General features: G+C 60.6%; 4 protein-coding genes and 1 pseudogene. 2 read left to right on the forward strand and 3 right to left on the reverse strand.

All coding sequences use genetic code 11. The features are described 5' to 3' along the window. The 3 genes from ACMO6A_RS02180 to ACMO6A_RS02190 all read right to left on the reverse strand — a co-directional run. Positions 1–521, reverse strand: a 521-nt coding sequence (locus ACMO6A_RS02180) for a DUF5343 domain-containing protein (protein WP_418470719.1), incomplete at its 3' end; no start/stop codon positions are given. A gap of 113 nt (positions 522–634) precedes the next feature. Next, the gene (guaA, locus tag ACMO6A_RS02185; protein ID WP_009608541.1) at positions 635–1,618 is read right to left on the reverse strand and encodes a glutamine-hydrolyzing GMP synthase; all 984 of its coding nucleotides are present in this window, start codon (positions 1,616–1,618) and stop codon (positions 635–637) included. Between the two features lie 96 nt (positions 1,619–1,714). After that, positions 1,715–2,110: a metallopeptidase family protein gene (locus ACMO6A_RS02190; protein ID WP_009306933.1), complete on the reverse strand. Its 396-nt coding sequence runs from the start codon at positions 2,108–2,110 to the stop codon at positions 1,715–1,717. A 198-nt stretch (positions 2,111–2,308) separates the two neighbouring features. Here ACMO6A_RS02190 and ACMO6A_RS02195 point away from each other — a divergent pair, with 198 nt between their 5' ends. Beyond that, positions 2,309–2,671, forward strand: coding sequence for a PadR family transcriptional regulator (locus ACMO6A_RS02195; protein WP_009306934.1), 363 nt, complete (start codon positions 2,309–2,311; stop codon positions 2,669–2,671). After that, a pseudogene (locus tag ACMO6A_RS02200) lies at positions 2,658–3,171 on the forward strand (hypothetical protein); the annotation flags it as partial. The gene ACMO6A_RS02195 and the pseudogene ACMO6A_RS02200, both read left to right, overlap by 14 nt.

Raw genomic sequence — 3,171 nt, forward strand, 5'->3', positions numbered from 1 at the left:
CCATTGGGTAAACGGGTATCTTTTTTTCGGTATTCCATACTCACCTTCTTCAAATCGCTGGTTTTAAGCATACAAAACACGCGAGCCATCTTTCTTGAAGATTCCTCACCGATTCCCTGAGCCATAAACCAACTTTTCACCAATGGTCTATCAATCACTGAATCAGGGAATAGGGCAAGGAGTTCGGGAGGGTAAACCAATTCAAGAATCTTTTTGCATACCTTTTTGTATTCTTGATCCAGTCGCCATTGTTTTGCCAATGATGTCGGAACGCCATTAAAGTCGATTAGCCCCATTCTTTTGAGGGGGACAACAACGTTAGAATTAGCCGAAGGAATGCTGTTGAGAGGTAAGAACGACAAAATATATGATGGCGTAACAACACTTGGAATGGATGCTTTGAACTTATTGCGAACAGCCCACCAGCTTTTCTCGGTGATCGTCGGATAGTTCTTGCTGGTTTTTAAGGGAGTATTTATCAATGATCTATCCCTTTGCTTGATAACATCGAATAGTGCCACTTTCAATCTGTTGCGTTATAGGTAAAAGTATAGTCATTTCGCAATAAGAATGCCCGTCAAAACAGTAGACAGGCATTCTAACAGGTATTATGAATTGCTAGAGGTAAGGAACCCTATTCCCACTCGATGGTCCCGCAAGGTTTCGGCGTCAAGTCGTAGCACACGCGGCAGATGCCGGGGACCTCATTCAGGATGCGCTCCGTGATCTTCTTCAGCAGCGCCCAATCCAGTTCCGGCACCTCGGCCGTCATGGCGTCCACCGTGTTCACCGCGCGGATGATGGCGGGCCACTCGAAGGCGCGCACGCCGTCGCGGACGCCGGTGGCGCGGAAGTCGGGGACGCTCACGAAGTACTGCCACACCTTGCCTTCGAGGCCGGCCGCGGCGAACTCGTCGCGCAGGATGGCGTCGGCCTCGCGCAGCGCCTCCAGGCGGTCGCGCGTGATGGCGCCGAGGCAGCGCACGCCCAGGCCCGGGCCGGGGAACGGCTGGCGCTCGACCATGCCCTCGGGAAGGCCCAGCTCACGGCCGATGACGCGCACCTCGTCCTTGTACAGCAGCTTCACGGGCTCGCACAGCTCGAACTGCAGGTCGTCCGGCAGACCGCCCACGTTGTGGTGCGCCTTCACGCCGTCGGATTCCAGGATGTCGGGGTAGATGGTGCCCTGCGCGAGGAAGCTCACCTCGTCGCCCACCTTGCGGGCCTCCTCCTCGAACACGCGGATGAACTCGGCGCCGATGATCTTGCGCTTGGCTTCCGGTTCGGCCACGTCGTCGAGCAGCTCGAGGAAGCGGTCGGTGGCGTCCACGTACACGAGGTTCGCGTCCAGCTGGTTCTGGAACACGTCAACCACCTGCTCGCTCTCGCCCTTGCGCATGAGGCCGTGGTTCACGTGCACGCAGATGAGCTGCTTGCCGATGGCCTTGATCAGCAGCGCCGCCACCACCGACGAGTCCACGCCGCCGGACAGCGCCAGCAGCACCTTCTTGTCGCCGATCTGGGCGCGGATCGCGTCCATTTGCTCGTCGATGAAGGCGTTCGCCAGCTCAGGGGTGGTGATTCGCTCCATGTCTTCGGGGCGCTTGTTGGGGTCCATGCGGGGGTCCTCCTCGTGTTCGGCAATGATCTGAGGAAATTATACGTGAAATGGCGCGGGTGTATAGGCAGGTCGTTCGTTCTTTCGGCGCCCTGCTCAGTATCCCATCTCGTAGAGGCGAGCGTCGTCGATGCCGAAGTAGTGCCCGATCTCGTGCACGACGGTCTTCCCGATCTCCTCGACGATCTCCGCGCGCGAGCCGAAGCAGCGCTCATGGGGACCTTTGAACACGGTGATCACGTCGGGGACGTCGCTGTCGTAGCCGTCGGCGCGATCGGGCAGCGACACGCCGTCGTAGAGCCCCAGCAACTCGTTGTCGCAGACGGAAGCCCCTAGACAGTCGGGTTCCTCGAGGGTTTCCAGATGGTAGTCGTTCGGCTCGTCCTCTACGACGACGGCCACGTTCTCGAGCGCGTCGAGGAACCGCTCGGGAATGCATCCGAGCGCCTCCTCCACGGCTGATTCGAACTCGCTGTCGGTCATGCGGTGCATGGCGGCCTCTTTCGTCGGCGGGCGCGCGGGCCCTCGGCCCACCCGGTTCGCTGAACCGGCAGACACGAGTATACCCCATACGATTTGTACTGTGTGCCGCACATTATCGTGTGAACTATGTTATAGTGTGCGACACACACTATCCGACGCAACCGCAAAACCTGCGGCGCAGGGAAGCGGCACTGGAAGGAGGGGCGCATGGCGTACGACGACATCGTATCGAGCATGGTCTTGGAACTTCGGCGCGGCACGCTGGTCATGCTCGTGCTGAGCCAGCTGCGCGAGCCGGCATACGGCTACGCGCTGGTGAAATCGCTGGCCGACCACGGCATCCCTATCGAGGCGAACACGTTGTACCCGCTGATGCGGCGCCTCGAGTCGCAAGGGCTGCTGGCAAGCGAATGGGACAACGGCGGCTCGAAGCCGCGCAAATACTACCGCACCACCGACGAGGGCCTGCGCGTGCTGCGCGAAGTGGAGGCCCAGTGGCACGTTCTGTGCGACGGGGTGGGCAAGCTGTTGGAGACAAACGGAGAGGATCGGGAACATGCCGAACGATAACGACCTGATCGAGCGTTACCTGTACGCCATCACGCGGCACCTGCCCAGCGCACAGCGCTCCGACGTGGCCGAGGAGCTGCGCACGCTTATCTCGGACATGCTGGACGAGCGCTGCGGCAGCCTGCCGCCCACGGCCAAGGACGTCCGGGTCGTGCTCACCGAGCTGGGAACCCCGGGCGAGATGGTGCGCAAGTACACGAGCGGGGAAGGGGAATGCCTGATCGGACAGCCGTACTACGCACAGTACCTTTACGTTCTGAAGATCGTGCTGGCCTGCGTCGCAGGCGGCATGCTGGTCGCCGGGGCGCTGTCGCTCGCAACGGGCGCGGAAGGGAGCCTCCTCGGAGGCGTGCTGGAGGGCATCGGATCCCTGATAGGGGCGCTTCTCTTCGCGTTCGCGATCGTCACCCTGCTGTTCGCCTTCTTCTCCCGCCGGGGCATCGAGGTCGAGACGATGGGCTCGCTCGACGACCTGCCGCCCGTGCCGCGCGAGACCAGGT

This window comes from Eggerthella sp., from assembly GCF_048329335.1.
GTDB lineage: Bacteria > Actinomycetota > Coriobacteriia > Coriobacteriales > Eggerthellaceae > Eggerthella > Eggerthella lenta.

Coding starts and splice junctions, on each gene's coding strand:
- guaA (WP_009608541.1), bottom strand. CDS start 1,618: ATGGACCCCAACAAGCGCCCCGAAGACATGGAGCGAATCACCACCCCT.
- ACMO6A_RS02190 (WP_009306933.1), bottom strand. CDS start 2,110: ATGCACCGCATGACCGACAGCGAGTTCGAATCAGCCGTGGAGGAGGCG.
- ACMO6A_RS02195 (WP_009306934.1), top strand. CDS start 2,309: ATGGCGTACGACGACATCGTATCGAGCATGGTCTTGGAACTTCGGCGC.